This window comes from Candidatus Palauibacter sp. (assembly GCF_965261555.1).
Lineage (GTDB): Bacteria > Gemmatimonadota > Gemmatimonadetes > Palauibacterales > Palauibacteraceae > Palauibacter.
The window spans coordinates 1,539,518-1,561,005 of the sequence record NZ_OZ253465.1; the positions used below are offsets into that span (position 1 = coordinate 1,539,518).

29 protein-coding genes, 1 tRNA gene and 1 pseudogene are annotated in these 21,488 nt (G+C 66.6%); 18 read left to right on the plus strand and 13 right to left on the minus strand.

The window, feature by feature from the left end; translation table 11 throughout:
• The first annotated feature begins 55 nt into the window (after positions 1–55).
• The 4 genes from ACQY5G_RS06580 (at position 56) to ACQY5G_RS06595 (ending at position 1,343) form a co-directional block, all read left to right on the plus strand.
• A complete protein-coding gene (locus ACQY5G_RS06580) occupies positions 56–391 on the plus strand; it encodes a helix-turn-helix domain-containing protein (protein ID WP_428278655.1) in 336 nt (111 codons plus the stop codon).
• Positions 392–483: 92 nt separating this feature from the next.
• On the plus strand, positions 484–765 hold the full coding sequence (locus tag ACQY5G_RS06585; protein WP_428278146.1) for a type II toxin-antitoxin system RelB/DinJ family antitoxin: 282 nt from the start codon (positions 484–486) through the stop codon (positions 763–765).
• A complete protein-coding gene (locus ACQY5G_RS06590; protein WP_428278656.1) occupies positions 725–1,069 on the plus strand; it encodes a type II toxin-antitoxin system YafQ family toxin in 345 nt (114 codons plus the stop codon). Before ACQY5G_RS06585 ends, ACQY5G_RS06590 begins: the two co-directional genes overlap by 41 nt.
• Positions 1,070–1,103: 34 nt before the next feature.
• Positions 1,104–1,343 (plus strand): hypothetical protein, encoded by a 240-nt coding sequence (locus ACQY5G_RS06595; protein ID WP_428278148.1) that lies wholly within the window; start codon positions 1,104–1,106, stop codon positions 1,341–1,343.
• Positions 1,344–1,358: 15 nt separating this feature from the next.
• Here the strand turns inward: ACQY5G_RS06595 and ACQY5G_RS06600 are convergent, their stop codons facing one another.
• The gene (locus tag ACQY5G_RS06600) at positions 1,359–1,835 is read right to left on the minus strand and encodes a putative toxin-antitoxin system toxin component, PIN family (RefSeq protein WP_428278150.1); all 477 of its coding nucleotides are present in this window, start codon (positions 1,833–1,835) and stop codon (positions 1,359–1,361) included.
• Positions 1,825–2,076, minus strand: coding sequence for a type II toxin-antitoxin system Phd/YefM family antitoxin (locus tag ACQY5G_RS06605; RefSeq protein WP_428278152.1), 252 nt, complete (start codon positions 2,074–2,076; stop codon positions 1,825–1,827). Before ACQY5G_RS06605 ends, ACQY5G_RS06600 begins: the two co-directional genes overlap by 11 nt.
• Positions 2,077–2,386: 310 nt before the next feature.
• Between ACQY5G_RS06605 and ACQY5G_RS06610 the strand changes: the two genes are divergently transcribed.
• Positions 2,387–2,749 (plus strand): 4-fold beta flower protein, encoded by a 363-nt coding sequence (locus tag ACQY5G_RS06610; protein ID WP_428278154.1) that lies wholly within the window; start codon positions 2,387–2,389, stop codon positions 2,747–2,749.
• Positions 2,750–2,846: 97 nt separating this feature from the next.
• Here the strand turns inward: ACQY5G_RS06610 and ACQY5G_RS06615 are convergent, their stop codons facing one another.
• The gene (locus ACQY5G_RS06615; RefSeq protein WP_428278156.1) at positions 2,847–3,209 is read right to left on the minus strand and encodes a HigA family addiction module antitoxin; all 363 of its coding nucleotides are present in this window, start codon (positions 3,207–3,209) and stop codon (positions 2,847–2,849) included.
• Between the two features lie 254 nt (positions 3,210–3,463).
• On the opposite strand from ACQY5G_RS06615, the gene ACQY5G_RS06620 reads away from it, so the two are divergent.
• Entirely contained in the window at positions 3,464–3,715 is a 252-nt protein-coding gene (locus ACQY5G_RS06620; RefSeq protein WP_428278158.1) for a hypothetical protein, read from the plus strand.
• A 61-nt stretch (positions 3,716–3,776) separates the two neighbouring features.
• On the opposite strand, the gene ACQY5G_RS06625 is transcribed toward ACQY5G_RS06620, so the two are convergent.
• Positions 3,777–4,481 carry a hypothetical protein gene (locus tag ACQY5G_RS06625; RefSeq protein WP_428278160.1) on the minus strand — a complete coding sequence of 235 codons (705 nt, stop codon included), beginning with the start codon at positions 4,479–4,481 and terminating at the stop codon, positions 3,777–3,779.
• Between the two features lie 178 nt (positions 4,482–4,659).
• Here ACQY5G_RS06625 and ACQY5G_RS06630 point away from each other — a divergent pair, with 178 nt between their 5' ends.
• Genes ACQY5G_RS06630 through ACQY5G_RS06650 form a run of 5 tightly spaced genes read left to right on the plus strand, consistent with a single transcriptional unit; the run spans position 4,660 to position 8,342 of the window.
• Positions 4,660–5,889 (plus strand): hypothetical protein, encoded by a 1,230-nt coding sequence (locus ACQY5G_RS06630; RefSeq protein WP_428278162.1) that lies wholly within the window; start codon positions 4,660–4,662, stop codon positions 5,887–5,889.
• Positions 5,890–5,926: 37 nt separating this feature from the next.
• On the plus strand, positions 5,927–6,388 hold the full coding sequence (locus ACQY5G_RS06635; RefSeq protein WP_428278164.1) for a hypothetical protein: 462 nt from the start codon (positions 5,927–5,929) through the stop codon (positions 6,386–6,388).
• A gap of 40 nt (positions 6,389–6,428) precedes the next feature.
• Positions 6,429–6,710 carry an AbrB/MazE/SpoVT family DNA-binding domain-containing protein gene (locus ACQY5G_RS06640; RefSeq protein WP_428278165.1) on the plus strand — a complete coding sequence of 94 codons (282 nt, stop codon included), beginning with the start codon at positions 6,429–6,431 and terminating at the stop codon, positions 6,708–6,710.
• The gene (locus ACQY5G_RS06645; RefSeq protein ID WP_428278167.1) at positions 6,707–7,138 is read left to right on the plus strand and encodes a PIN domain-containing protein; all 432 of its coding nucleotides are present in this window, start codon (positions 6,707–6,709) and stop codon (positions 7,136–7,138) included. Before ACQY5G_RS06640 ends, ACQY5G_RS06645 begins: the two co-directional genes overlap by 4 nt.
• Positions 7,139–7,157: 19 nt before the next feature.
• Positions 7,158–8,342, plus strand: a complete 1,185-nt coding sequence (locus ACQY5G_RS06650; protein WP_428278169.1) for a hypothetical protein — start codon at positions 7,158–7,160, stop codon at positions 8,340–8,342.
• A 34-nt stretch (positions 8,343–8,376) separates the two neighbouring features.
• Here the strand turns inward: ACQY5G_RS06650 and ACQY5G_RS06655 are convergent, their stop codons facing one another.
• Together ACQY5G_RS06655 and ACQY5G_RS06660 are read right to left on the minus strand one after the other, a co-directional pair.
• Complete coding sequence (locus ACQY5G_RS06655) at positions 8,377–9,471, minus strand: hypothetical protein (RefSeq protein ID WP_428278171.1); 1,095 nt, start codon at positions 9,469–9,471, stop codon at positions 8,377–8,379.
• 137 nt (positions 9,472–9,608) lie between these two features.
• Positions 9,609–9,755 (minus strand): annotated as a pseudogene (locus tag ACQY5G_RS06660) (type II toxin-antitoxin system RelB/DinJ family antitoxin); the annotation flags it as partial.
• Positions 9,756–9,930: 175 nt separating this feature from the next.
• Between ACQY5G_RS06660 and ACQY5G_RS06665 the strand changes: the two are divergent.
• Together ACQY5G_RS06665 and ACQY5G_RS06670 are read left to right on the plus strand one after the other, a co-directional pair.
• A complete protein-coding gene (locus ACQY5G_RS06665; protein ID WP_428278173.1) occupies positions 9,931–10,284 on the plus strand; it encodes a hypothetical protein in 354 nt (117 codons plus the stop codon).
• Positions 10,285–10,290: 6 nt separating this feature from the next.
• On the plus strand, positions 10,291–11,427 hold the full coding sequence (locus ACQY5G_RS06670) for a hypothetical protein (protein ID WP_428278175.1): 1,137 nt from the start codon (positions 10,291–10,293) through the stop codon (positions 11,425–11,427).
• On the opposite strand, the gene ACQY5G_RS06675 is transcribed toward ACQY5G_RS06670, so the two are convergent.
• Positions 11,404–11,826: a type II toxin-antitoxin system VapC family toxin gene (locus tag ACQY5G_RS06675; RefSeq protein ID WP_428278177.1), complete on the minus strand. Its 423-nt coding sequence runs from the start codon at positions 11,824–11,826 to the stop codon at positions 11,404–11,406. The two genes, ACQY5G_RS06670 and ACQY5G_RS06675, sit on opposite strands and share 24 nt — an antisense overlap.
• A complete protein-coding gene (locus ACQY5G_RS06680) occupies positions 11,823–12,056 on the minus strand; it encodes a hypothetical protein (protein WP_428278179.1) in 234 nt (77 codons plus the stop codon). Before ACQY5G_RS06680 ends, ACQY5G_RS06675 begins: the two co-directional genes overlap by 4 nt.
• Positions 12,057–12,393: 337 nt before the next feature.
• Between ACQY5G_RS06680 and ACQY5G_RS06685 the strand changes: the two genes are divergently transcribed.
• The 4 genes from ACQY5G_RS06685 (at position 12,394) to ACQY5G_RS06700 (ending at position 16,688) form a co-directional block, all read left to right on the plus strand.
• Complete coding sequence (locus ACQY5G_RS06685; RefSeq protein ID WP_428278181.1) at positions 12,394–13,617, plus strand: hypothetical protein; 1,224 nt, start codon at positions 12,394–12,396, stop codon at positions 13,615–13,617.
• Between the two features lie 160 nt (positions 13,618–13,777).
• Positions 13,778–14,119 carry a BlaI/MecI/CopY family transcriptional regulator gene (locus ACQY5G_RS06690; protein WP_428278183.1) on the plus strand — a complete coding sequence of 114 codons (342 nt, stop codon included), beginning with the start codon at positions 13,778–13,780 and terminating at the stop codon, positions 14,117–14,119.
• On the plus strand, positions 14,119–16,305 hold the full coding sequence (locus ACQY5G_RS06695; protein WP_428278657.1) for a M56 family metallopeptidase: 2,187 nt from the start codon (positions 14,119–14,121) through the stop codon (positions 16,303–16,305). Before ACQY5G_RS06690 ends, ACQY5G_RS06695 begins: the two co-directional genes overlap by 1 nt.
• Before the next feature lie 176 nt (positions 16,306–16,481).
• The gene (locus tag ACQY5G_RS06700) at positions 16,482–16,688 is read left to right on the plus strand and encodes a type II toxin-antitoxin system prevent-host-death family antitoxin (protein WP_428278658.1); all 207 of its coding nucleotides are present in this window, start codon (positions 16,482–16,484) and stop codon (positions 16,686–16,688) included.
• Positions 16,689–16,738: 50 nt separating this feature from the next.
• On the opposite strand, the gene ACQY5G_RS06705 is transcribed toward ACQY5G_RS06700, so the two are convergent.
• From ACQY5G_RS06705 to ACQY5G_RS06725, 5 genes are read right to left on the minus strand one after another with little or no spacing between them, the layout of a single operon-like run.
• Entirely contained in the window at positions 16,739–17,191 is a 453-nt protein-coding gene (locus ACQY5G_RS06705; RefSeq protein ID WP_428278659.1) for a type II toxin-antitoxin system VapC family toxin, read from the minus strand.
• Between the two features lie 36 nt (positions 17,192–17,227).
• A complete protein-coding gene (locus tag ACQY5G_RS06710; RefSeq protein WP_428278185.1) occupies positions 17,228–18,442 on the minus strand; it encodes a hypothetical protein in 1,215 nt (404 codons plus the stop codon).
• A 43-nt stretch (positions 18,443–18,485) separates the two neighbouring features.
• Positions 18,486–19,955 (minus strand): adenosylhomocysteinase, encoded by a 1,470-nt coding sequence (ahcY, locus tag ACQY5G_RS06715; RefSeq protein ID WP_428278660.1) that lies wholly within the window; start codon positions 19,953–19,955, stop codon positions 18,486–18,488.
• Positions 19,956–20,009: 54 nt separating this feature from the next.
• Positions 20,010–20,987, minus strand: coding sequence for an ArsR/SmtB family transcription factor (locus ACQY5G_RS06720; RefSeq protein ID WP_428278187.1), 978 nt, complete (start codon positions 20,985–20,987; stop codon positions 20,010–20,012).
• A gap of 56 nt (positions 20,988–21,043) precedes the next feature.
• Positions 21,044–21,259, minus strand: a complete 216-nt coding sequence (locus ACQY5G_RS06725; protein WP_428278189.1) for a hypothetical protein — start codon at positions 21,257–21,259, stop codon at positions 21,044–21,046.
• 108 nt (positions 21,260–21,367) lie between these two features.
• On the opposite strand from ACQY5G_RS06725, the gene ACQY5G_RS06730 reads away from it, so the two are divergent.
• Positions 21,368–21,441, plus strand: a tRNA-Pro gene (locus ACQY5G_RS06730).
• Positions 21,442–21,488: the final 47 nt, after the last annotated feature.

Consider the following 21,488-nt stretch of genomic DNA (forward strand, 5'->3'; position numbering starts at 1 on the left):
ACTGCTACGTGCAAGCGAACTTGACGTTGGTGGGCCAATGGCCTACAACACGCGCATGAATACCACGCGCGTGAGGGTTGATCCAAACGATCCGGGAAGTTGGCCCAAGGGGAGGGTCGACCACGCGGTGTTGGACCGCACGACCGAGGCAGACCTCATCGCACAGCAACGGGAGGACGACGCCGAAGCGATGCGGGACATGGCGCGGTTTGCGCGCCGGGTTCGCGGGCGCACGGGTCTGACGCAGGTGGAGTTCGCGCGGCGCATCAACGTATCGCACGAGACGATCCGCAACTGGGAACAGGGCAAGCGGGGCCCAACGGGCGCCGCCAGGACGTTGCTTCGGATTCTGGACAAAGCTCCGGAGATCGCGCTTCGAGTCCTGGGATGAGAGAGCGGGCCCAAGCTCGATTCGTACAGCAGGGTTGACCGGAACATGCCGCATCGACATTTTGCATCGCAATTGCGATACGGGAGGCTCGGATGGCGACACATAGCTCGATGGTGCATGTCCGGATGGACACCGAGATGAAGCAGCAGGCGACCGCCGCGCTCGCGGCGATGGGGCTGACGGCTTCGGAGGCCGTGCGGCTGCTCTTCCATCGCATCGCCGTCGATCAAGCGTTCCCGCTCGAACTGAAGGTTCCCAACGCGCAAACGCGAAGCGCCATGGCCGAAATCGACGAGATGGTGAAGTCGCGTGCGGCACGATTCGCAGATGCGGATGAGATGTTTGCGGAGCTTGAAGAAGCCAGCCGCCAGTAAACGCACCAATCTCCCACGCCGCGTCGATTACGCTCGGCTGTTCCTCAAGGACTGGAAACGGCTCTCGCGTTCAGGTCGATACGACATGAATCGGCTCAAGGCGGTCATGCTTCACCTCATCGCAAACGACGCTCCACTCGGCCCTGAACGAAGGGATCACGCGCTCAAGGGGACGTGGGCGGACTACCGGGAATGCCACATCGGCGGCGACTTCCTTCTCATCTATCGTGTCGACGACACGGATGGGCCCGGCGGCTCAGTCTATTTTGCGCGAGCCGGCACTCACGCGGAGTTGTTCAACTGACTGCCGCCCCGCCTACATCCCCGAGTACCGAGCCATGACGCGACATCGGTTTGATCCAAACGTCATCATCCGCGCCCATAGGTTCCGGGCCGAAATGGCCGGATATCGCCTCGTGCGCGGTCACTTCATGGACGGGGAATCCGACCGGGCCGACCGTTGGTATCTCGTGCCCTCCGACGCGAACCCCGAGGACGAGGCCGCGCATCGGCAAGCGGACGGCTACCGTACTGTCGCCGAAGCCGCCGATGCGGCGATCACCCGCAACGGAGCCTAACCGCGCGCGTCCCGGTCAAGACCCGAGGCGGCCTCCCGGATCGCGCTCATGAAAGGTCGGTTGCGGTCGCCCTCCCTTGCCATGGAGCGCCAGAAAGCGGGCCGGTGTGATGATCGGTATCCCATGGAACGGCGACATGGCGAGCAGGTCGCCGTCTCCCGTCACCAGATGGTCGGCGCGACCCATGAGAGCCGTCTCCAGGATCTTGTCGTCGGTGGGGTCGCGGCAGCCGAGCCTGGCACCGGCGATCGGCACCCATTCCGCAACCGCGGCCAGCAGCGCGACGAAGGTTGCCCGGGATTCCGTACTCACGTAGCGGTCAAACTTCGAGGCGAGGATCCGATGGCGAAGCTCGGCGAACGTCTCGTCGCTGAAGAGGAGGATCCCGTTGTCCGCTCTGACCAGATCGACCACCCCGCGAGGTGGCCCTGTCCGGGTGAGCGCGGCGCTGATCAGAACGTTGGTGTCGAGTACGACCCTGTCAGCCTTCATCGGAGAGCAGGGACTCCAGCGCCGCTGGTGTCAGGCCGCTGTCGGCTGCCTCCCGGCTCATGGCGTCCATCGCGGCCGCCAACCGGTCCCAAGCAGTTCCGCGCAGTCGTTCGAACTGCTCCACCGACAGCAGCACGCCCACCGGCGTGCCGTTCCGGGTGACCCGCACGGGCCCCTGCTGGGCGGACCGGAGCAGCTGGCCGAACCGGTTCTTCGCCTCTTTGGCAGTGATTTCTCGCATGTGGACAGAATAGCTATTATGTCTCGATCGGTCAACTCGGGCCCTTGTGCGACTCGGTGCGCGACAGCTCGCCCAAGTGCGGAGGGCTTTCCGGAAACGCGAAAGCCCGTGCCGGAGCACGGGCCTCGGAAGGAGGGCAAGTCGAAACTTGCGTCTCAGGAGGAAGCCTGCGTCAAGGAGCCGGGGCGGTCAAGGTTCCCGGCATTCGGGGGAGCATCAGGGTCCCGCATCGCGCGCGTCGCGTACTTGATCGGCGCGACGGGGCCAACATGGTCGACCGGAGTTAGATTCCGCCGGTAGCGCCCGGATCGTGACCACTGCGTTGGAGGAGGATTTGAAAGATCGCTCGGCAGAGGCCGTTCAATACCTCTACGACTCCTACGGGCGGTGGATCGCCTTTCGGCGGGGCAAGTACGTCTTCGACACCGCCGGAAAGTGGGTTGGGTGGCTGCCTTGGGAGGACGGCGAGGTGGTCGATGTCGAAGGTGAATACCTCGGGACCGTCTTCCCCGGCGACCGGCTCTACACGGTGCTGGCACACCGATATCGGGGCTACCCGGGCTATCCCGGTTATCCGGGCCAACCCGCCTTTCCGGGTTATCCTGCGTTTGCAGGTCCATCGAGGCTTCCGCCGGCCGCGGTGGACATCGAGGAGCTCAAGGTACTGGTCTGAGAGAGCCGTCAGCTCCGTCAGCCGCGTCCCCTCGGAACGTTTCTTGGTTGAAGTGAGATCGGTGAGGGGGGAAGGAAACGAGACGATGTCGCCTCGCCTATAGGCTATCGTAGACGGCATCCTCCTCGTTCTCCCAGAACTCGAAGCTGCGCTCCGACGCCTTCAACCACGGAACGTTCGCCGCAAAGCGTTCCACCGTCATCTCCCCGGCGTGACCGCGAGCCTGCCAGAGATCGTACGCCATCTGCATCCCCAGCCAGGTCTCGGGCGTCGAGCCGAAGGTTTTCGAAAGCCGGATCGCCATCTCGACCGACACTCCGGTACGCCCGTTCAACAACTCCGAGAGCGCCTGCCGGGTAACGCCCAGGCCCTCCGCCGCCCGCGTCACGGTCAGGCCCAACGGTTCGAGGCACTGCCGCCTCACGATGCCACCCGGATGCGGCGGGTCGTGCATGGCCATGGTCGGTCCTCCCCTTCAGCGATCGTCCACTTGGTACACATCGGCCACCGTGACGTCTCCGCACCTGAAGGGCTCGACGGTGGAGCGTCGCCTGTCAAGTGACAACTTGCAGCTCGTTAGCAGGGCGAACGGACGGGCTGGCGTCGAGGTGGGCTCCCGCCGACGGGACACAACCGGCCGGCTTGGTGTATCATGAACCAGATTTAGGAGATGCGGACGACGGTGACGCGGGACCGCCAGAGGAGGTAATCACCGTGAACGACCAGTTGAACCGGGAAGAACGGGAGATCCTGGAGAAGTTCAACCGGGGAGAGTTGCACCCCGTCACCGATGTCGAGGGCGAAACGACGACCGCGCGTCAGGCGGCCCGCAGCACTCTCAAGGTGCCGAATGCTGAGACCCGCAGAGCCATGGCCGAGAGCGAGGAAATGATGAGGCAGGGAACGGCTCGATTCGCGAACGCGGACGAGATGTTCGCGGAGCTCGAAAAAGCCGGCGATAAGTAAGCGGACGCGCCCGCCCCGAGGATGTCGTCGAGGTATGCCTTGGCCGGTCAGTCAGACCGCGTCAGTTGCCGGCGGCCAGATTCAGTTGGTGCACGATCTCGCCATCTCGCCGGGCCAGCAGCCCCTGAAATTCCTCCGCAAGGCCCGTCCACTCGTGTCCCGCGGGCGCGCTGCCAAGAAAGATCCCGTCCGCCAGCGTGCCGACCAAAATGCCGTGAGGGCCATCATCTTGCAGGACCAAGCTGAGCCCCTCCGCGATCCGATCCGTGTCGAGACCCAAGCCGACGTTATAGCCCCCATTCACGGCCAATACGCCGTACCCGGTCCGCTCGAACCCTTGGTCGTCGTTGATCATCATGCCCGTAGCCGGCGCGATACGCCTGCCTATGTTCGGATCGGGCGTGGGATCGCCGACGACGAGGCGATCGAATCCGTCCTCGCTGAGGATCAGCATCCCGTTGGTCTCGTGGCTGTAGTCCTGGTAGTAGCCCATGTAGGCGTCCGGGTCCGGAAATCCGGGTGCCCAGACCTCCCGCACGCGGGCTTCATCAGTCCGAACGCGGTTGACCGCCTCGGGAATCGGCGCTCCGAGGAGGATCCGTTCACGTCCGGCCGCGTCCTCGATGATCAGCCCTCGCGCCCGCAGGACATCCTCCTCCGCGGACCCATTCCTGACGAACAGCACGACGAGTGCAATGCTGGCCAGGACGGCGTAGCCCTGCAGCCAACGGATCGTCCGTTTCACCTGCTGCATTTCCGCTTGCACGTACACACCTCCATCTGGTTGACCTGCATCGGTTCATTCGACAAAAGCTCGACAACCTAAGGACGATGGAAAGTTGCGCGCCGGCCTCCGGTCTCGCGCGTGCCTTTACGTGGCTGCGAACCCGCGTTTACGATGGCTTTAGCCCCAGCACGAGAACCTCCTGGGACTGCGCTCGGCCATGAAACTCATGCACGCCGCAATCGGACCCATTTTGGTCGTCGTCTTTCTGGGTATGAGCCTCACGGCTTGCCAGCGCGATACCCCCACGCACGCCGGGGTCTCCGTTCAGATGGAGGACAGCGCGGGCGTGCGGATCGTCGAGTACGCGGGAACTCCGGTGGTCGGCGCGCCGTTCCGGTTTCCCGCGCAGCCACGCTACCGCCACGGCGCCAACCCCGGTGACTACACCTTCCAGGGGATCCACCCCGGCGCCCTCCTCCCGGACGGGAGCGCCGTGATATCGGATGTGTTCAACGGCGAGCTCGTCGTGCTGAGCCCGGACGGCGCCTCGCACGGGGTGCTCGCCGGGCCGGGAGAGGGACCGGGCGAAGTCGGCTACGTCGGGGCCGTGTACGCTCCGGGGCAGGGGAGGGTTGTGGCGGCCGATCGCAACCTGGGCCGCGTGACGGTCTTCGCCGGCGGTTCGGTCGAGCGCACGGTGGATATCCGGAGCGCCCACGGCCTCGGTGTTCTCGGAATCGGCTCATCCGGCCAACTGCTGATGGCCACGAGCAGCTTCCGTACCGGTTTCCAGGAGCCGTGGCTGCCGGGGCACCTGGCCCGGTTCGACATGGAGACCGGCGCCCTCGACACGGTGGCAGCCTATGACTTCCAGGCGCGACCTCCTCCCGGGCAGCGGTGGGATCCGATCGGTGCATCCGGCAGGGCGGCCGCCGTCGCCGGTCAGTTCGTCTACACGCGTTCCGACAGGCCGGAGGTCACTTGGCGCAGTCCCGACGGAACCGTCACGCAGATCGTTCGCTGGCAGGCCGAGTCGGCGCCCCTGACCGAGGAGTTGCTCGCCGGCATCGAGGCCGGACTCCACGCAAGCAACCGGATGGCCAATCCCGGCGCTGCGGATGCCGCCATCGATCGCATGACCGAGGAGAACATGGCCGTGTACCGGGCGAGGGTCGGCGGGCCGATGCCGCTCTTCGGCCGTCTCTTCGGAGACCGGGAGGGTCGGGTCTGGCTGCCTTCCTGGCGTCCGGGCGCTGTGCGCGAAGGCCCGTCGCGCTACACGGTCGTTTCCGCCGACGGAGAGTGGATGGGGACGGTGGAGGCCCCGCCGGGCCTTCGGATCCTGGACGTGGCCCACGGGCTCGTGCTCGGCGTCGAGCGGGACGAAATGGACGTGGAAAGCGTCGTGGTGTACGAGATGGCTGAGGCTGACCGTGACAGGGGTTGAGTGCCGCCGCCGGCCGGCGATCCGGCTTGGGATCGTCATGGCGGTCGTTGCCGCCGTCTCCTGCGGTACACCGGAGCCTGTGCCGTGGGCACAACGGTTCCCGCTACTGACATCCTACGAGTATCCCCTCGTGGACTCCCTTTGGGTGCTCGCGCGCGACTCGTTTCCGGAGATCCCGGTGGAGCGGGTCAACAGGATCCTCGGCCGCGAGCCCGGCGCACCCCTCAACGTTCGGGTCGGACACTTCTCGGGCTACATGGAGAGACCGGACGGCACGCTCGGGTTCGGCCATGCTTCATCCCACCTGTGGGCCGGCGGCGAGGTCTGCGTATGGCATGATGAGATCCGGCCTCGGGAGCAAAGCGTCTTCGCTTCCTGTTTCAGGCACACGGTCGGCATCTCGCCCGGCTACGAGATCGATGTCGTCGTGAGCGGCTACCGGCCGCGGGAGGACTTCGAGTACGTCAAGCTGCGGGAGGTGCACGTCCGGGTTCCCTAGTTCCTTGATCGATGGCACCTGACGTGGCATGATTGTTACCATGGAAACTACCATCGATAAAGCCGGCCGCCTGGTTGTGCCCAAGGCGGTTCGGGAAGCGAGCCGGCTGCGTCCTGGAACCCGCGTCCGATTCCGGGTCCGGGACGGCCGCGTCGAGATTGAGCCGGTACCGCTGGACGTCTCGCTCGAGCGGCGTGGGACTGCCGTGGTCGCGGTGCCGCGTGAGGGCCGTCCGGTGTTGACGGCGGCGGAGGTCGAGGAGACGACCGCCGGCCTCCGCTCCGGCACACCCTCGGAGAGCGGGCTGCCGGGAGCCGGGTGACCCGTTACCTCTGCGACACAACTGCCCTGGTCGCGACCGTCTGCTCCTGGCACGAACACCACACGCGAACCCGTGCCGAACTCGCGCGACGCGAGCGCACCGGCGAAGAGCTTGTGCTTGCCGCTCATTCGCTGGCGGAGACGTACGCGGTCCTCACCCGGCTACCCGGCCCCCATCGCCTGCGATCCGGGGACGCCATCGCCCTGCTCGAGGCGAACTGGGGCGAAACTCCCGCCATATACCTTACAGCAGCCGAGACTTGGCGCGCGCTACGCAGAGCGCAACGAAGAGGAGTGATCGGCGGACAGACGTACGACATGCTCATCGCGGCATGCGCGCTGAAGGCCCGCGCCTCGACGATCATCACCTGGAACGTCCGCCACTTCGCCGCCGCGGCACCCGAGATCGGCATCGAGGCGCCACGCTAGCCGCATGCGGAAGGCGCGGATGAAGACACCACACTCGATCGCCGTCAATCGGGCGCGCCCGCTCGGATTGTGGGCCCTGTCCGGGGTCGTCCTCTCCCTGGGTTGCGAATCGCTCGACACGAGCGGCGAGGTCATCCATCCCATCGTCGACAGCCTCACGACGCCGCCGGGCGAGGCCACGGTCGTCCTGTCACGCGGAGGCCGTGCCGGCGAGGGGTCGACCGGCCCGGTCGCGACGTTCCGGGAGCGGTTCGAGCGCCGGGAAGCGGTCGCCACGATCGGCGACATGGAGGGGACGGAGCAGGAGACGTTCGGCCTGCTGTGGGATGCCGCGATCACCGGGGCGGGCGAGGTGCTGATCCTGGACCGGATTCGCACCGACGTGCGCGCGTTCTCCGTCACGGGAGACTATCTCTACACGCTGGGCGGACAGGGCGAGGGGCCCGGCGAACTGCAGGTGCCCGAGGCTCTCGTGCTCGAACCCGGCGGCGGCCTGCTGGTCGTGGACCAGGCCCAGCTCATCCACCGCTTCGCGCGGCGGGGCGACCGCTTGGAGTACCGGGACCGGACCCGGTTCGAAGGCGAACCCCGGGATGCCTGTCGGGCGGGCGATGACCTGATCGTCCACGGGATGCGTTCGGGCGCGGAGCGGAACATCCTCCATCGAACCGCTACCGATGGACGGCCGGAGTTCGGCTTTGCCGTACCGTACCGCTATGCGCCGAGCCTGGCGTACGAGATGCTGTCCCGCGGGCAGGTCGCGTGCGGCGTCGATGCCGGCGGCTGGGTCGTGATCGCCTACCAGCTGCGCAACGCCGTGGAGGCATACGACACCGTGGACGGCGAGCTGGTGTGGAACGCTCGAATCGACGGTCTCCAGCCGACGGAGGTGAGGGAAAGACGCGGCGGGCGGGAAGTCGGCACGGGAATCTTCGGCGACGAGCCCGCCCTCCACTTCCTCGAGCGGGTCGCGGGCGGCAACGGCGTCCCCGTATTCGTCCAGTACAGCTACAGCTTGCGCGAGGACATCCTCAATCGAACGGGCCGCCATACCGTGGAGACGTACGTTCTCGATCCCGGGACGGGAGAGGGCGAGTATTGGGGCGATTCGATTCCCCCGCTGCTCGCGGTGAGCGACGAGTACGCGGTGTCCTACCGTAACGACCCCTATCCGCAGGTCCGGGTGGCACGAATCCCGAGGTAGCGGGCCTCGGGAGGGCGTGGGCTGGATGCCATCATCAGGGCAAGAGCTCGTACTTGGCGATGCGCCACGGCGGGAACTCTGGATTCAGCAGCACGTAGAGATATCTGCCCCCGCCGAGCACCCGCGAACCCCCCGGCAACGGCACGTTCTCAAAGAGCTTTTCCCCCGTATGGCGATCGTAGGCCTCCACGAACACGTCGAGCTGTTCGAACGGAAACCAGGGCTTGTCGGGATCGTGCCTGCCGACCGTGAACACCAGGTAGTCGTCCACGATGTCCATGCCGGTCACGAGGTCGAAGCTCTCGATCAACCGCTGCATCGCTGCGCCCGCCTGGACCGCCGCACCCTCTCCGCCGGTGAAGGCCAACGCCCCCGGCTCCAGTTCCGGCACCCGGCGGAAATCCGGCGACGGAGTCCCGATGCTTCCTACCGAATCGCCCGCGGCGCTCAGAATTGTCGCGGGGTACAGAAGGCCCGCCATCACGTACACCGAATCGCCCCCGACGGCCCCGTGCAATCCGCCCAAGGCATTCCAATAGGGCTTGCTCGCGGCGGGAGTGTTCCAGCTGCTCCAGGTGACCGTGCTGTCGACCAACCGGTGGAAGATCCCGTCCATTTCGGCCACCAGATTCACGTCCCTCGCCCTGCCGGTGAACACGAGATCGCGACCGAAAGGTAGAAGCATGCTGGTCGTGAAGTCGTCGAGCAGCAGCATGCCATGAGGAGTCAGATTCGGGGTCAGATAGGTCACGGCCCCATTATGTGCGCCCGTCACCGCGATTCGCCCGTCGGCGACCTCTGCCACGTCCCGAATCGTGCGGAACTCCCACGGTCCATCACCGAAGCGTCCAAACCCGGCTTCCAGGGATCCGTCCTCGCTGTAGGCTCGCACCCGTGGGAGCAACCGGTCCGAGATGATGAATCCGCCGTCCTTCCGTTCGAAGAACTCGCCCACCTCGGCGATGGAATCGGACCGGTCTTCACCCAGTACGACAGTCTCCGCCAACTCGAAGACTTCCTCGAAGGGTGGTGAAGGAATCTCTGCCGGTCGCTCCTCGCACGACGCGACGGAAACGAGGATCGGAACGACCAGAATCGCGTGCACGCGGGCGACCCGCTGAACAACCATTCCGGCATCTGCAACTAGAGACCGAGTGCCGAATGGGAGCCGAGACGAACCAGACGCGCGGCGAGGATGTCGTCGAGGGTTGCCCGGTGCCGGCCCGCGACTCTCGCTCGTAGTCGCGCTTGAACCGGCTGGTCCACTCAATCGTCCGCACGCAGATCGTTGAAGAGGTCCTCTACGCTGGCGGACTGCGGGAGGTCGCCCCGGCGGGCCTCTCTCATCGCTTCAATGGTATCGGCATTGGGAACCAGCGGCGCGAACGGCAGCGCCTTCTCATCGATGCGGGTCTGGACGAGCTGGTTCGGCATGTCTGACATCCGTGTTTCGGGTTGACGTACAAATCATGCAGGCTCGCGGGCCGGCCGGGGAAGGGTGGGGGAGGACCAATCAGATTGCGAGTCTCGGATGAGGCCCGCATCGTTACAGGTGCGGGCGCCCCCCACTCCAGAGCCGGAGAACAGAATGATCGCCAAGAGCAACACCTCCACCACCCCGGGTTGGCTGCGCACGGCGGCATGGATCGCCGTGATCTGCGCGTTGCCGCTTGGCCTGGTGTACTGCGCTCAACCCGACACATCCGCCGAGGTCGGCGCGGAGGCGGCGGAAGCGCCCGGCGCGGAAGCGAACGAGGCCGCGCAGGCCAGCGACAGTGACGATGCGTCTCAGACTCGCGGGATGGCGAGGGTCAACCAGCTCCGCCGCGATCTGCGCGCCAGGGTCGCGGCAGGCGAAATCACCGAAGAGCAGGCCCGGCAGCGGGTTTCCAGGGCCCTTCAGCGCCTGGAAGCGTCGCGGAGCGGGAGCGGCAACAGGTAGGCAGTCATGAAATTCATGCACGCCGCCATCGGACTGTCGATTGGGATTTCGCTTCTCGGCTCCGGGCTTCACGCGCAGCAGGAGCCCGACCACCGCCTCCACCAGTATCACTTCGGAGAGATCGCCATCCCGCCGGCGTCGGGGGATGAACCCGTTGCGGAGAATCTGTCCATCGAGCGGGCGATCGCCTACCTGGAGGGTGGAGCCAAGGCCTGGGTAAACAACCGCGGCTGCGTGTCGTGTCACACCACGGGTTGGTACGGGATCCTTCGTCCTCAACTCGCCAACAGCATGGGTCAGCCCGATGCAGCCTTCCGGGCCTTTCTCGAAGCGCGACTTCAGGATCGGCTCACCAAGGACCTTGGGGAGCTCCAGGAGGGAGTGGACCCCGCAGAAGTCGTGCACCTGGCCGCGTCTCTCGCATCCTGGGATGCGTACGTGGACCAGCGGCTGTCTCCCGAAACCGGGCAGGCGCTTCAGCTCATGTTTCGCCTTCAGCGCGACGACGGGGCCTGGCACTCGCCGGACACATGGCCGCCCTTCGAGTCCGACGCGTTTCAGGTCGCGACCGTTGCGGCCATGAGTGTGGGCCTGGCTCCGGGATGGCTCGAGCAGTCAGCCTCTCCCGAGTTGCAGGGGCAGGTGGCCAGTCTGCGAGAGTACCTGCGGCGGGTCCCCCCTCCCCATGACTACGCCCGGGTGGCGTTGCTCTGGGCGGAGCAGCATCTGCCGGGCGTGATCAGCGCCGACCGGAAGCAGGACATCGTCAGGATGATCCTCGACCGTCAGCGCCCGGACGGAGGATGGTCGATTCGCTCTTTCGCTCAGCCCGAGGAGTGGGGCCGGGGCAACCGCGCGGAACGCCTGCGAGCCGAGGCGGACTTCGGCGATCCCGCGAGCGATGGCCACCAGACCGGTTTGGCGGTGGTAGTGCTGTCGTCCGCGGGGGTGCCGCCGACGCACCCGGCCATACAGCGAGGCGTGGAGTGGCTCAGGCGGAACCAGAGAGAATCGGGCCGCTGGTGGACGAAGTCACTCAATACGGAGACATGGCACTTCATCACGTATACCGGGACGCTCTACCCGGTGATGGCTCTCGCGGTGACGAATACGTATCCCTCAGCGGGTTTGCCAGAGCCGTAGCGAGGAGATGCCCCCGGCGCTCGAGGCGCGGCGCACATATCGCTCGTCCGCCGTCACGAACACACCCCCAAGGCCAAGCGCCACGGCGTGGTACGCCGCGTCGTGGAACGCGACTCCGTACGTCACAGCCAGAGACACGGCGCGCCTTCTCCAGTTTGAGTCAAGCCGCGCCTCCGCCAGGCCGAAGTCGGACAGGGATGCCAGGAGCGCGTCGGCGTCAGCGGGAAACCGCCTCGCCAGCGTGTTTCCCACCTCGTAAATCCAGAGTTGCGGAACGACCAGGTCGAGGGTTCCCGCCACCGCCCTGTCACGCAGCGCGAGCGCCGCGTCCGTGTCCTGCTCGTCGTCGCCCGGAAGAACCCACTTGAGAAGAACCGACGCGTCCGGCGTGACGATCACGGCAGCCGTTGCTCCCGCTCCTCACGTATCCATCGGACGATTCGATCGGTCTCGACTGCGGGCAACCGCGCTCGCAATGCGTCCATCCGGGCGGAGGCGTCCCGCTTCCTGGAAGCGTCCGACCACTCGCGGATGGCTTCGTTGACGGCGCGACTGCGGGTACCGCGCGGGAGCCCTTGCAGCACGCGCCACGAGTCCTCGTCCATCATGATGTTGACCCGTCGAGCCACGTCGTCCTCCTCCGGGATACGTCGGGGCATGGTGTGTAACGATTACACACTTCCGCGCATCCTCGCAACTCAAGGGGTCGAGTGACGCGTTACGCCGATCGTTGGCCAGGGTATCCACGACCCCGGCGAGGATGTCGTCGAGGGTTGCCCGGTGCCGGCCCCGCGACTTCCGCTTTTGGTCGCGCTTGAACCTGCCGGTCCACTCAATCGTCCGCACGAAAATCGTCGAAGAGACGGTCAAGAGTCGGACTCCGGACGCCCTTCGCCCCGGCGGGCCGCCGGCATACGTTAGACGCGATGACTCGCATTGCCCCTCTGCCGGGAGGAACCGACGGAAATGCCCAAGCCGACAAGGACGAAAGCCCTCTTCCCCCTCGCGGCCCTGGTCGCCTGTGGCGATACCGGGGACGGATCGGCCGCGGGCGCCGCCGGAACCCTGGACGGTCCGGACATGATCGTGAATGCCATCACGGAGGAGGTCTTCACCATCGGGTCGGTTGTCGGAGATCGCTGGGACACTTTCGGCCGCGTGGGCGCGGTGCAGTTCGACGCCCAGGGCAACCTCCATGTCTTCGACAGCCTGGAAGATCACATCCTGGTGGTCGGGCCGGACGGGTCGCCGATCCGCACGGTCGGGGGTCAGGGAGACGGACCTGGGGAGTTCGGCAGCGCCACCCGTCCCATCGTCGCGCGCGACGGTTCCTACACGGTGCTGGGATCCTCGCGGATCGATCTTTTCGACCCCGGCGGCGACTTCGTGCGCCGCATTACTCTGGACCCGATGACGACTGGAATCGTCGTGGCCAGCATGGCCCTTCCGGACGGTCGCCTGGTCACGTCCCGGATCTTGCGCTTCGACGACGACGACCAGCCCGAGGAAGGGGGGCGACCCATCCACCTGTTCCCGCTGGACGGCGCGGGCCCCGAACTACTGTACACCGCCTGGCAGTTGCCCGTGGAGGACGATAACGAGCCCAGTGTGAGCGGGTCTGCGGAAAGCGGTATGACAATGACCATGGCGGCCGGCCGCGCTTTAGAGCCCCGCCTCGACTACGACGTTCTGACCGATGGCCGTCTCGCGCTGATGGACTCGGTCGGATACCGCGTCAAGCTGATCGGACCGGACGGGAGCGTGAGCGGGATGATCGAGCGCCCGATCGCGCCGCTCCCCGTCGATGAGGAGATCATGGAGGCCGCGCGCGAGCGCTTCCGCGAACAACGGACCGACTTCCTGGCGCGTCTACGCGACATGCCGATGCAGATCGAGCGCGAAGGAGCGGAGGCCCTCACCTTCGCCGAGGAGGTGCCGGTGCTATGGAGTCTGAAGGCAGACTGGGAAAACCGGATCTGGCTCGAGCGCAGGGATCCGACGGGGGCGGGCGGCGGCCCGATCGATATCGTGACTGCCGATGGGGACTACATCGGCACGCTGGCCCCGGACGGACTCCGGACACCCAGCGCCTTCGGCCCCGACGGGCTGATGGCCTTCATCGAGAGCGACGCGCTGGACGTGCAGACCGTGCGCGTGGTCAGGCTGGTCGCGCTGGCACCGGAAGGGTAAACCTGCGCTGAAATTTCAACGACCCGTTGATTTTTCCGCATCCCTCCTTTAGCATTCCTCTCGCGGCGGGCGCCGGACCCCGTTGCTCGCCTCCAGCGCCGGGAGAAATGAGGCCGCATTGAGCGACATGCCGCGGCTCAGCAGACGAGAACGCGAAGTCATGGACATCGTCCACGCGGCGGGCGCTGCCACGGGCGCCCGGATCCGGGAGCGCATGACCGACCCGCCCAGCGACTCGGCCGTCCGCTCGGTGCTGAGGATCCTCGTCGAGAAGGGACATCTGTCGGCGGAATGGAACGGGCCCCGCTACGTCTACTCACCCACGGTGTCCGCGCAGCGCGCGCGAAGTTCGGCGATGCGGCACGTCCTCAAGACGTTCTTCGGCGGCTCGGTGGAGGGTGCCGTCACCTCGCTTCTCGAGCTGGAGGAAAGCAAGCTCACGCCGGCTGAGCGAGCCCGCATCAAGGCGCTGATCGACCGGGCGTCGGAGGAGGGACGGTGATGGACTCGCTGCTGCCCCCCGATTCTCTTGGAATGCCCGGTCTCCTCATCAGGGCCACGATCCTGCTGTCGGCGGCGCTGGCCTTGGCGTGGCTCGCTCGAAAGGGCTCGGCGGGGGTGCGCCATCTGCTGTGGACGATGACCTTCGCCCTCCTGCTGGGACTGCCCGTCCTGAGCCTCCTCGCCCCCTCGTGGGACGTGCCTATCCTGCCCTCCGCCGGGCCCTCGATCCCGGAGCCGCCGGAGCCGCCGGCAGAGGCCCCCGCGGTCGATGGCGCCGGCGACGCGCTCTTCACGTTGGCTCCCCGGGTCACACCCTTGCCGAAGGCCGAAGCGGCGACAGTCGCGGTGGCGGATCCGGTGTCGCCACCGCGCGCGATCCCGTTTGCCTTTCTGCTGTGGGGAATCGGCTGCACCGCCGCGCTGGCCTCGCTGGCGGTGGGCGCGGTGCGGTGCGCGCGACTCGTCCGCGCGGCAAGCCCGCTTCGCGATCCCGTCCCGCTGCGACAGGCGGAAGAGGTCGGCCGGAAGCTGGGGATCCGGGGCGACGTCCGGCTCCTCGTGAGCCCGACGGCTGCCACCCCGATGACGGGCGGCCTGTGGAGGCCCGTGATCCTGCTCCCGACATCCTCGGCAGGTTGGTCGCGCGAGCGGTGGGGCGTCGTGCTGATGCATGAGATGACTCACGTGTGCCGCCGCGACGTACTCCGACAGCTCGTGGCCCGGGTTGCGGTCGCGATGTACTGGATCCATCCGCTGAGCTGGGTGGCGGCGCGCCAGGCGGCGGTCGCGCGCGAAGAGGCCTGCGACGAAAAAGTGCTCGCCCTCGGCACGCGCCCGTCCGATTACGCGACCCACCTGCTCGCCCTGGCGGCGGACGCGAACCCTGATCGTGCGGCGCTGTCTCTGCCGATGGGCCAGCGCGCGCATCCCCCGCTGGAAAAGCGAATTCTGGCCATCCTCAACGCGCATCCAGGACATCGGAGTACCGTTGCTGCCGGGCTCGTCGCGGTGGCAATCGGGATCGCAGGCATGTCGGCCGCTGTCGCCCGTCCGGTCCGAGACGTTTCGGCCGATACCGTCACCGCGGTCGTCACGGCCCGCATCGGGAGTTTGGGCATCGGAGCCGAGAGCGACGAATACATCTTCGGCGACGTCACGTCCGTCGCCGCCGACGTGCATGGGCGGATCTACGTCGCCGACCGTCTCGGGTCGTCGGTCCGGCTCTTCGAGGCCGATGGCGAGTTCACGGCCTGGATCGGACGGGAAGGCGAAGGGCCCGGCGAGTTCATTTGGCCGGTCGATATCCTGCCCGCCGCCGATGGAAGACTCTTCGTGCGGGGACAACGGATCACCATTTTTGCGGCCAGCGCTTCGTCGCCGTATCCGGATGCCGTTGTCGAGACGTGGCGCATCCCGCCCTATGCCAATTCCGAGTCCTGGCGGGCTCGTCTGGTCGACGGCATCTACCACTACCCACACTACCAACTCTGGATCGATGGACCATCGGAGTACTTCTACATGAAGTACGATCCGGAGGGGCTTACCCCCGATACGGTCCACGTGCCCGACCTGGCGGGGCTCTCGAGCCAGCGGACGGCCTACTACAGAGTCGGCCAACGCGGCGGTCGAATGGTCCATGGACTGAACAGTGCCCCCTTCGCTCCGCGCGCGGACTGGGACATGACCGGGCGCGGGACGATCATCGTGGGCGACGGAGAGACCTACCGGCTTCGCGAGTTCGCCCAGGATGGCCAGCTGCTCCGTACGGTCGACGGGCCGGAGACGGAACGCCGAGCCGTGCCGCGGGCCGAACACAGGGACAGCATCAGAGCGCTCGATGCGCGCATCGATTCCCTCCCCGTACCGCTGGAGGAGGTGATGCATGTCGCGCCGGAGATCCTGCGCGGGGAGATCCCGGATTCGCTACCGGCGTCGATCGCCCTCCACGTGGGTGCCTCCGACCGCATCTGGGTGGAGCGCTGGCCCCCGGAAGGCATGGCCACATCGCGGTACTACGATGTCCTGGACTACGACGGGAGTTACGCCGGAACCGTCGTCGTGCCGGTCCCGCTGCTGGCGGATCCGCCGCCATTCTTCGGCGATGACGTCATCGTCGGCGTCGTCAGCGACCCGGCGATGGAGATACACTCGGTCGTCGCCCTGAGCTTCCGACTACCCCAATAGAGTCGTCTCCCACCCCCAGGTGGCGTTCGTCCGTTTGGCGGCCTATTATTTGACCATGTTGGTCACATCGACACGGGAGGCGCGCCCTGAAGCGAACCAGCCCCAAACCCTACTCCCGGCGATCTCCGAACGTGGCTTGGAGACTCGCCGAGGCCAAAGCGAAGTTCAGCGAAGTGGTGCGCCTGGCGGCGTCGGGCCGACCGCAGCGGGTCACCGTGCGGGGTCGAGACGCCGTTGTCGTCGTCGGCGCCGCTGAATTCGATGAGCTTCAAGCACGCGCAAAGCCGGGAACTCTCCATGAACTCCTTTCCCAGTCTCCCCTGAACCGTCTCGACTTCGAGGCGGAAGGGGTACGGAGTCCGGTTCGCGACGTCGTTCTCTAGACGAGGAAGCCCGAGGGGGCGGCCGCGACTCGCCAACCCTGGGGCTATTCCTATGCCGACCAGGGGTTGAACACGGGGACGCCGGTTCGCGCGAAGTCGCTCTCATTGCGCGTGCACATCACAAGCCCGTTGACCTCGGCGGTGGCCGCAATGACGAGGTCCGGCTGACTGAATACGATCCCCCGTTCCTTGCCTCGGTCGACCAGCCTCCGCCACGCAAGCCACACATCCTCGTCAACAGGCAGGATGCGCCCCGCAAACCACGGCCGGAGCGTACGGGTTAGCCAGATCTCCAGCTCGTCGCGAAGCGCGTCCTGCCCGCAGCGCTGGATCCCATACCTGATCTCCGCGATGGTGACTTCGCTGAGGAACAGGCTGTCGGCGGATCTTGCTTCGGACCAGAGTCTGACGTTGGGATCCGGTCGGTCCTTGCGGAGTTCCGACACGACGTTCGTGTCGAGCAGCCAGCCCTTCGTGCGCCCGGGGTCCGCGCCCCGCTCCACCGGCAACCTTGGAGCTCGTCCCTCCATCGCCGTGCTTCAGCCCTCCGGGTCGAGTGACACGAGCCGAATCACGCGCACCGTCGGCAGATCGAATTCGTCCCGTTCGATGTAGGCCAGCAGGCCGTCGGGGCCGGAAGCGTCGGGGGGCCTCAGCCCGTCAACGGCCAGCGTGCCGATGTAGCGTCCGTCCGGCGTCACGATGTCGACCGGGCCCTCGCGGTCGCCGTCCGCTGCCCTTCGGGTCACCCAGATCCGGTCGTCCCAGTCGACCTCGATAGCCCCGATGACCGGCACCTCGTCGGCGAAGACAAGCTCTTCCACGCCTTCGCGTTCTACCTGGAAGGACGATCGCATACTCTCGAGCTCAGCGGTGGCTTCGCGGTACCGCTCGCGCTCCGCCTCCCTGATCGCGTCGTCGACCGCCAGCGGCGCAATCGGCCGTTCGATGACTCCGGTTACGCTTCCGTCGAGTCCGATCAGCTTGACGCGGTAGCCGATCGAGTCGGCGAGGGCGAGCCGACCGTCGGTCAGCACGTCGTAGTAGAGTCCCGGCTCGAAGGCGCGCCCCGCCGACATGCGGATCGTCCTGGACGAATCGATATCGTAAGCGTCGCCGGTCGGATCGTCGGGGAGGTCCCATGCAGTGTAGAGGACTTCGGGCTCGGTCCCGTCCAGCGCGATGAGGTGAATGGGGCGGCCCTCCTCTTCGGGGGAACTCTCAGGCTCCGAAAACGACTCCATCGACACGAAGCTCGAGGCGACGAGGCGGCCGTCGGGGAGGGCCAGACCGGAAAAGAGAATCGCATTCATCTGGATGCGCCGCGCGAAGGCTCCACCGGGGTCGAAGAGATCCACCTGCGAGAAGCCCAGCACCGTATAGGAGCCGTCGCGGGCGACGATGGCCGAGCTGACGTTGCCGAATTCGCCCGGCCCCTCTCCCTGACCTCCCACCGTGCGCACCAGCGATCCGTCCCGTCCGACCACCAGGATGTGCTCGGCCTGGGAGTCGTAGATGTGCAGGTTGCCCGCGCTGTCGAAGGCCACGGACCGCACGCTGCCGAAGGTGTCCCACGCGTCGCCGACCACGGACCCGACAGTGAAGACCTCTTCCGTGACGGCGGTCAGCATCACGTCCGGACCCTCGAGGGTTCCGCGGGCGCCGATGGCCCCGTCTTGCCCGCCTTCACCGCAGGCCGCGACCAGGGCGAGCGGTGCGAAGACCAGCAGATGCTTCGGGTTTATCGCCATCATGATTGCTCCTTACCCCTGACCCTGCTCGTGCCCCGCAGGCGCTCTAGTAGCGGTAGTGGTCGGGCTTGAAGGGACCGTCCTTCGGTACCCCAATGTACTCCGCCTGGGTCTCCGTCAGCTCCGTGAGGCGCGCGCCGAGGTGGTCGAGATGCAGCCGCGCCACCTTCTCGTCGAGGTGCTTCGGGAGCATGTAGACCTGCCGCTCGTAGGCGTCGTGGTTGCGGGCAAGTTCGATCTGCGCGAGCACCTGGTTCGTGAAGCTCGCGCTCATCACGAAGCTCGGATGCCCCGTCGCGTTGCCGAGGTTGAGCAGTCGCCCCTCGGACAGGATAAGCACCGAGTGCCCGTCTTCGAACACGAACTCGTCGTACTGCGGCTTGATGTTGTTCCGCGTCACGCCGCCCTTCGCGAGCCCGGCCATGTCGATCTCGTTGTCGAAGTGGCCGATGTTCCCGACGATCGCCTTGTCCTTCATGCGCGCCATGTGCGCGAAGGTGATGACATCCCGGTTGCCCGTCGCCGTGATGAAGATGTCCGCCGTCTCGACCACGTCCTCGAGGGTACGCACCTGGAAGCCTTCCATCGCGGCCTGGAGCGCGCAGATCGGGTCGATCTCCGTGACGACGACGTGTGCGCCCTGTCCCTTGAGCGCCTGCGCGCACCCCTTGCCGACCTCGCCGTAGCCGCACACGACGGCGGTCTTGCCCGAGATCATCACGTCCGAGGCGCGGTTCAGCCCGTCGATGACCGAGTGGCGACACCCGTAGATGTTGTCGAACTTCGACTTCGTCACCGAGTCGTTCACGTTGATGGCGGGGAAGAGAAGCGTCCCCTCCGACGCCATCTCGTACAGGCGGTGGACGCCGGTCGTCGTCTCCTCCGACACCCCCTGGATGGCGGGCGCCGTGCGTTCCCACCGTCCGGGGTCCTTCGCCGCGATCCTGCGCAGCGTCTCGAGGATCACGCCCCACTCCTCCGGCTCCGTCTCCGGATCGAAGTCCGGGATCCGCCCCGCCCGCTCGAATTCGAGCCCGCGGTGGAGGAGAAGCGTCGCGTCGCCCCCATCGTCGACGATGAGGTCGGGCCCCGAGCCGTCCGGCCACAGGAGCGCCTGCTCCGTGCACCACCAGTACTCCTCGAGCGTCTCCCCCTTCCAGGCGAAGACCGGGATTCCGCGGGGATCCCCCGGCGTCCCGTCCGGCCCCACGGCGACCGCCGCGGCCGCGTGATCTTGGGTCGAGAAGATGTTGCAGGAGACCCAGCGCACGTCCGCGCCGAGATCGGCCAGCGTCTCGATGAGGACCGCCGTCTGCACGGTCATGTGCAGCGAGCCCATCACCTTCCGGCCCGCGAGCGGCTGCGCGTCGCGGTATTCCGCGCGCACGGACATCAGCCCCGGCATCTCGTGCTCGGCGAGGCGGATCTCCTTGCGGCCCCACTCCGCCAGGCTCAGGTCGGCCACCTTGAACGCGGGGCGGCTGGCGGCCGCGGTGCCGGCGGCGGTTTCGGTCATGTCGTGAAGTACGGCGCCTTCCATCGTCTATCTCCTTCGGTGTTCAGTCAGCGTTCAGGGGTTCTCACCAGCGTTGCAGGCAGCTTTCCGGGCGGTGGCCGCGAAGAGGGCCGGTCCCGACGCCTCGGGGTCCGGAGCGAGCGGAATGTGACGGTACGCTTCGAAGCCGGCGAGACCCGCCCAATCCCGCATCTGCTCCTGCGTGAAGCCGGGCCAAAGGTGGCCCATGGTCTCGCGATACTCCTCCCGCGCGTGCGCGCGCATGTCGAGAACAATGAGTCTTCCGCCCGGAGCCAGCGCCCGCGTGGCCTCTGCGAGCACCCGTCCCGGGTCCACCGCGAAGTGGAGGACGAGCATCAGCACGGCGAGGTCGAGTTCCCCGTCGTCGACCGGGAGCGACTCCAGTTCCCCCTCGCGGACATCGACGTTGTCGCAGTTGCCCAGCCGGACCGCTGCTGCTTCGAGCATTTCCGGCGAGCGGTCGACCGCGACCACCCGCTTCACGAAGGGGGCGACCATGTTCGCGAGCGTTCCCGTGCCCGCGCCGAGGTCTCCCACGACCCACTGCGGATCGAGCAGACCGAACAGCGCCGCGAACCGCGCGTCGCGCCCGAACAATTCGTCCCGCAGCGCGTCCCATCTCGCCGCCGACTCCGAGAAGAAGGCCGCGGCCCGATCCCGGCGCTCGGCAAGCACGCTCTCGGCCCGCTCCGCATCGGCCGCGATCCAGCGGGCGCCCGTGAGACTCCCCTCTGCCAGCCGCCACAGCTCCCGCGCTTCCGGCTCGAGGTCACCTTCCATCCGGTAGTACCGGGTCTTCCCCTCCTGCCGCCGGCGCACCCAGCCGTCATCCGCGAGCACCTTCAGGTGACGCGAAACGGTGGACTGCGGGAGCTGCAGGACCGAGACCAGCTCCGAAACCGTAAACTCGTTACGGTCCAGGAGCGTGAGAATCCTGAGGCGGTTCTCGTCCCCGAGGGATTCGAAGCGTGAGAGAAGGTCCCGCGTCGGTGCGGGCGCTTGCGCGGTCAACGTATCCATAAATCCTAATATATGGATATGATGACGTCGAAGCCACACTCAGCTCTTCAAGCCCTGCCAGCGGCGATCTCAGCGATCATGTCGTCGATGTCGGCGGTGGGAGCGTCGAGCTTTCGCATGGCCTCGAGCGCCTCTTCGGGCGACGCACGGAACTCGTGCTCAAGACGCTCCTCGATCGCTTCTCGGATCCATTCCGCCAGCGCAACGTGCGATCGCTCAGCCGCATCATGGAGTCGGTGGTACAACGACTCGGGGACCGCCACCTCGAAAGTATGATCTGGCACTCCACTCCATCCTTTCTCGCTCCCGGACCGACCCGTTCGACCGTCAGCTTGACCCTATCACGGTACAAGCTAGCTTCCGGTCCACATCGGGGCGTGGCGCAGCCCGGTAGCGCGCCTGAATGGGGTTCAGGAGGTCGCGAGTTCAAATCTCGCCGCCCCGATTTTCTTCAAATTGCAGCACTTCGGTTTCGTTGTCCTCCTCCGGAGT